The sequence below is a fragment of the Mesorhizobium sp. M1A.F.Ca.IN.020.06.1.1 genome, assembly GCF_004023265.1.
Taxonomy (GTDB): Bacteria; Pseudomonadota; Alphaproteobacteria; order Rhizobiales; family Rhizobiaceae; genus Mesorhizobium.
In genome coordinates, this window is record NZ_RZSR01000429.1 from 1 (window position 1) to 4,933 (window position 4,933).

The following is a 4,933-nucleotide window of genomic DNA, read 5'->3' on the forward strand; positions in this document are numbered from 1 at the left end:
TACATATCTCGATCGGCACGGCATCTCTCGCCAGGGTTGTCGCCGGATCCAGTATCACTCCGGGCATACCGATGAAACGTCCGCCGCGGATGCTAAGATCAGCTTCCAAGCGCCTTGAGCCATCCTTCAAACGAGGAGGTCTTCTCGTGCTCGCCAAGCGAAACAGAGTGGGCGGGGCGCGGCAACACCGTCGTCCTGCGCCCTTCGCGGGGGCTGTAACCGAACTCCTTGCTGAACGCTCGGCTGAAATTTGCCGCTGAACTGAACCCGAAGGCCTCCGCAATTTGAACGATGCGCCGGCTGTCCGCCGGATCGCTGAGCGCAACATGGGCCGCTAAAAGTCGGCGACTTTGAATGTAGTGGAGCACCCCACCGCTCGGTTCGAACAGCTGGTAGAGACGAGATCGCGAAACACCGAGCGCCCGGCACATTGAATCCGGCGTCAGATGAGCCGCTTCCAGGTTGTTTTGGACGTATCGACGGGCCCGCTCCATCAGCGCGACACTCGCCAGTTGTTCGGCCGCAGCCGCATGTTCGGCCGGCGGCGCGAGGCACGCAATGATCATGCTGCGGGTTGCGTGTACGATGCGAGGCAGGTCGTCAGCGGTGAGACTGCGCAGCCTTGATACGATGCCGTCGACATAGTCGATCAAAAGGTTTGCAAAATTGCCGGAAAGAATTGAGTTGTTGTTTGCGTCGAGGGTTGCCGCCGCGTCGGCGAACAAATCACGCGGCAAATATAGAACGAGACTTTCGGATTCGGTCATCCTCCCGCGAAACGGGTAGCCTAGCGACCTGATCTCAAGTTTGCCCGGCTGGCCCTCCGCGACACGGCGATTGACCTCCGTCCACGACCGGCCGGTATGTGGCAAGACGACATACCAATGATCGATCGAGCTGGACCGAAGCTTTGCGGCGGAACGGATATAACTGTGCGCCGGCGTCCGCTGTTCGACGATCAGCATGCCGCCGAGATTCCAAGCCTTGTGCGCTGCGGGGAAGCCGTCGTCCAGCGATTTGTCATCCGGCAGCCTGACCTCGACAAGCGGTGCCACATGCGCTTGCCAAGCGGGGAATTGATCCTCTGCTGCCAGTTCGAGCGTTGAAAAGGACAGCGGTTCCAGTGCCGGCGCGATTGGCCGAGCCGCCTCATTGTCGGGTTGAACGTCGCGAGGCCAACGCCGTCGCTCGCGCTCCGGTACAGGCCCGGTATGCGCCTCGTCTTGCTCCTTAGCGTCCATCGCGCGTGGTGCCATATCCGATTCCGGTATGCCCATGCCCCCGCAATCATGTGGTGTATCCCGGGATCTGGCAAGCCTGTGGACCGCATCGTCGATCACGCTGGGTTACAATAAGAAATGCATCCCGAGATAAGTTTCTGGATACAAGGCTAACGACACACTTCAGACCGGCGCCTATAGATTCCGACATCGTGAAAGCGACGTTGAGGAGACCAGGTAATGAATGAAAAAGTCAAAGGAGAAGCTCGCCGCAAGATAATTCTTGATGGATATGTCAACAACGAGCCATTGAAAGACATTGCGGCAAAGCTCGGATGCTCACTGGCGAGTTTGAAAGTCAGCGCCAGCAAACTTGGCTGCACTCGCGCCCCGAAAGAGGCGGCTGACTTTCGACGCGGCTTCCGTATACCCGACAACAAACGGCAAGACTATTACCAGCTCATGCGGGTCGGCCAATATAGATCTCGGGACTGCGCACAGATTTTGGGATTATTGACAACACAATCGCCGAGCATGGAGTAACGTTACTAGAAGCTGGGGACAACATCTTTTCAAGCCTCGGTGACAAGGCCCCGCCGCAAAGCACGGGCGGCGGGCGCTGAAAGGTTCGCTCAAATGCTGCGTCGGCGTTTCAATCGCACCTGCCTTAGCCCTCTCGATCTGGCCGTTTGCGAACGCGTGTTCAATCAAGTCTGCGCAGATGAACAGCTCGATCCTTTGGACCCGGACGCCGAAATTCTAGCGGTATTGGTTGTGGCCATCTTTCGAAATGCTCACACCAGCGAACGCGAACTGCTGGAGGCGGTCAAATCTCGCCGGCAAAAGGCCAGGGCAGCCGTCCGCACGCCTAAAATGAACTAGTTGATCTACCCGCCAGCGGCATCTAGCCGGCCATTCATCCCTCTGCACATTGTCCGTAAGGGCAATGCTTCGACGAAGGGCCCGCTGCGCCAAGGCCCCCCGCCCCAAAAGGTCCGGGCGCGCAGCAACGTTTTGCACATCAGCTAGTCGGCTCTGGAATTTCAACCGGAAATCGAGCATGATGCGGCTTGGTATTGGCGTTGGATGCTTCGCGCTCCCATGAAATACCGGAGGACGGGACATGGCCATCGCGCTTGTACTCGTTTTGATCGTCGTGGGCTCGGTGTTGTTCCACTTCCTGAGCCCATGGTGGTGGACGCCGATTGCCTCGAACTGGGACTATATCGACCACACCATCATCATCAGCTTCTGGATCACCGGCGTCGTTTTTGCCGCCGTTGTGCTCTTCATGGCGTATTGCGTGTTCCGCTTTCGCCATCGCGAAGGCAATCGCGCGGTATACGAACCGGAGAACAAGCGTCTCGAATGGTGGCTGACGATCGTCACTGCGATCGGCGTCACCGCCTTGCTCGTTCCCGGCCTGTTCGTCTGGAGCCGCTTCGTCAACGTGCCGAGCGATGCGACCGAAATCGAGGTCGTTGCTCAGCAATGGCAGTGGAGCTATCGCCTGCCAGGCAAGGACGGCAAGCTCGGCACTTCGGACACCCGTGAAGTAGCCGCTGAGAACCCGCTAGGCATCGCCCCAAAGGATCCCAACGGCCAGGACGACGTCGTGGTCGAGGCGGCGGACCTGCACTTGCCGGTCGGCAAACCGGTCAAGATGCTGCTGCGTTCGATCGACGTGCTGCATGATTTCTACATCCCGGAATTCCGCGCCAAGATGGACATGATCCCGGGATCGGTCACCTATTTCTGGTTCACTCCAACAAGGACCGGAACCTTCCAGGTCCTGTGCGCCGAGCTCTGCGGCCAGGGACATCCGCTGATGCATGGCATGGTGATGGTCGACACCGAGCAGGATTACCTGACCTGGCTCGGGCAGCAGCAGACTTTTGCGCAACTGTCGGCGCCTCAGCAAACGGGCTCGGCGAACCCGCTGCCAGGAAAGACAATGGCGTCCGCTTTGGACGTCGAGGCAAAAGTCGAAACTGTCGAGGCCCGCTGAACAGGGAGGTGCTCCCATGGTCGACGTCACACCCGCAGATGCCGTTCCCCCCGCCGAAGTCGGGGAAATGGAACTGTACCATCCGCACAGTTGGTGGACGAAATACGTCTTCTCGCAGGACGCCAAGGTCATAGCGATCCAGTATTCGGCAACGGCAACGGCGATCGGCTTTGTAGCGCTGTTCCTGTCCTGGCTGATGCGCCTGCAGCTCGGCTTCCCCGGCACGTTCGATTTCATTACTCCGGAGGCCTACTACCAGTTCATCACCATGCACGGCATGATCATGGTGATCTACCTGCTCACCGCACTCTTCCTCGGCGGCTTCGGCAACTATCTCATCCCGCTGATGGTCGGCGCCCGCGACATGGTCTTCCCCTATGTCAACATGCTGAGCTACTGGGTCTACCTGTTGGCGGTGCTCGTTCTCGTCGCAAGCTTCTTTGCGCCCGGCGGACCGACCGGCGCCGGCTGGACGCTCTACCCACCGCAGGCGATCATGACCGGCACGCCGGGTGGCCAGGACTGGGGCATCATCCTGATGCTCTCTTCGCTCATCCTGTTCATCATCGGCTTCACCATGGGTGGCTTGAACTATGTTGTGACGGTGCTGCAGGGCCGCACGCGGGGTATGACCTTGATGCGCCTGCCGCTCACCGTATGGGGCATCTTCACCGCCACCGTCATGGCTCTGCTCGCCTTCCCGGCGCTGTTCGTTGCTTGTGTGATGATGCTGCTCGACCGCGCGCTCGGCACCTCCTTCTTCATGCCGGCGATCGTCGAGATGGGCCAACAGTTGCAGCACAGTGGCGGCAGCCCGATCCTGTTTCAGCATCTGTTCTGGTTCTTCGGCCATCCGGAAGTCTACATCGTGGCCCTGCCGGCCTTCGGCATCGTGTCCGACCTCATCAGCACGCACGCGCGCAAGAACATCTTCGGCTACCGAATGATGGTCTGGGCGATCATCGCCATCGGCGCGCTGAGCTTCGTGGTCTGGGCGCACCACATGTATGTCAGCGGCATGCACCCCTATTTCGGCTTCTTCTTCGCCACGACGACGTTGATCATAGCCGTTCCGACCGCCATCAAGGTCTATAACTGGGTGCTGACCCTGTGGCGCGGCGACATCCATCTCTCGATACCAATGCTTTTCGCGCTCGCCTTCATCGTCACCTTCGTCAATGGCGGTTTGACGGGGCTGTTCCTCGGCAATGTCGTCGTCGACGTTCCCCTGTCGGACACGATGTTCGTCGTTGCCCATTTCCACATGGTGATGGGTGTCGCCCCGATCCTGGTGATCTTCGGCGCGATCTATCACTGGTATCCGAAGGTCACCGGACGGATGCTGGACGAGGCGCTCGGCCAGTTTCACTTCTGGGTCACCTTCCTCGGCGCCTACCTGATCTTCTTCCCCATGCACTATATCGGCCTGATTGGTGTACCGCGCCGCTACGCCGAACTGACCGACATGACGATCATGACGGAGTCGGCCCATCATCTGAATTCGTTCATCAGCATCATGGCCTTCTTGGTCGGCTTCGCCCAGATGGTGTTCCTGTTCAACCTGATCTGGAGCATCCGTCACGGCCGTGAGGCCGGCGGCAATCCGTGGCGGGCAACGACGCTCGAGTGGCAGACGCCGCAGACGCCGCCGGCGCACGGCAATTTCGGCAAGGAACTGCCGATCGTCTATCGTTGGGCCTATGAC

5 protein-coding genes are annotated in these 4,933 nt (G+C 59.4%); 4 read left to right on the top strand and 1 reads right to left on the bottom strand.

What is annotated here, in order from left to right:
* Positions 1-98 precede the first annotated feature (98 nt).
* Positions 99-1,256: an AraC family transcriptional regulator gene (locus EOA60_RS18815; protein WP_245502582.1), complete on the bottom strand. Its 1,158-nt coding sequence runs from the start codon at positions 1,254-1,256 to the stop codon at positions 99-101.
* Between the two features lie 204 nt (positions 1,257-1,460).
* On the opposite strand from EOA60_RS18815, the gene EOA60_RS18820 reads away from it, so the two are divergent.
* From EOA60_RS18820 to EOA60_RS18835, 4 genes are all read left to right on the top strand, one after another.
* Positions 1,461-1,763: a hypothetical protein gene (locus EOA60_RS18820; RefSeq protein WP_127214219.1), complete on the top strand. Its 303-nt coding sequence runs from the start codon at positions 1,461-1,463 to the stop codon at positions 1,761-1,763.
* 93 nt (positions 1,764-1,856) lie between these two features.
* The gene (locus EOA60_RS18825) at positions 1,857-2,102 is read left to right on the top strand and encodes a hypothetical protein (protein WP_067000066.1); all 246 of its coding nucleotides are present in this window, start codon (positions 1,857-1,859) and stop codon (positions 2,100-2,102) included.
* 241 nt (positions 2,103-2,343) lie between these two features.
* Positions 2,344-3,228 carry a cytochrome c oxidase subunit II gene (locus EOA60_RS18830; protein ID WP_095801846.1) on the top strand — a complete coding sequence of 295 codons (885 nt, stop codon included), beginning with the start codon at positions 2,344-2,346 and terminating at the stop codon, positions 3,226-3,228.
* 16 nt (positions 3,229-3,244) lie between these two features.
* A partial coding sequence (locus tag EOA60_RS18835) for a cbb3-type cytochrome c oxidase subunit I (RefSeq protein ID WP_128311724.1) occupies positions 3,245-4,933 on the top strand: 1,689 nt, incomplete at its 3' end.